This is a genomic window from Streptomyces katrae, from assembly GCF_000966975.1.
Lineage (GTDB): Bacteria > Actinomycetota > Actinomycetes > Streptomycetales > Streptomycetaceae > Streptomyces > Streptomyces katrae.
The window spans coordinates 1-677 of the sequence record NZ_JZWV01001382.1; the positions used below are offsets into that span (position 1 = coordinate 1).

The window sequence follows — 677 nt, forward strand, 5'->3', positions numbered from 1 at the left end:
CGGCCGCCGTCACGGGTATCGCGAGCAGCGCCGCACGCAGCGCGTCCGTGACCCACATCGTGCGCCGCCGGTCCCAGCGGTCCACCAGCGCACCGCCGAGCACGCCGAACAGCAGCCAGGGCAGCGTTCCGGCGGCCGTGACGACGGCGAGCGCCAGCGGATCCCGGGTCAGGGTCAGTGCGATCAGCGGCAGCGCCGCGTGGGTCACCCCGTCGCCGAGCGAGGACACGGTCTGCGCGGTCCACAGCCGGCCGAAGCCGGCCGGGAGCCCCCGGAGTCGCGACGTCACTTGGCCTCCCCTCCGGTCTGCTCGCCCTGCGCCGGGTGGAACAGCGCGAAGACCAGCGACGCGTCCGGCAGCGACGGGTCGGACAGCTCCCGGTACTCGTCCGCGAGCGCCTGCAGGCGCGCTCCCAGCTCCGCGAACTGCGCGTCGGTGAGCCGCAGGTGCGCCATCCGCACGTGCCGCTCGCCGCCCGCGGGCGCGGCCTCCAGGTCCGCCACCGCGTGCCGCATCAGCACGTCCGGGCCGCCCTCGCCCGGATCCGGCAGCACGATCGACCGCGCCGCCATCGCGTAGTACCGCTCGTTGACCCCGCGGACCTTCCGCGTCCGTACGACCTTCACCAGTCCGGCCCGCTCCAGCAGCCGCACGTGGTAGCTGGAACTCCCCTTCG

2 protein-coding genes are annotated in these 677 nt (G+C 75.0%); both read right to left on the minus strand.

Annotation, left to right across the window (positions count from 1 at the left end):
- Positions 1 to 289 (minus strand): MFS transporter (locus tag VR44_RS37505; RefSeq protein ID WP_045952145.1); only part of this gene is annotated, 289 nt, incomplete at its 3' end.
- The coding region (locus VR44_RS37510; RefSeq protein ID WP_045952146.1) for a helix-turn-helix domain-containing protein at positions 286 to 677 on the minus strand (392 nt) is incomplete at its 5' end. The genes VR44_RS37510 and VR44_RS37505, both read right to left, overlap by 4 nt.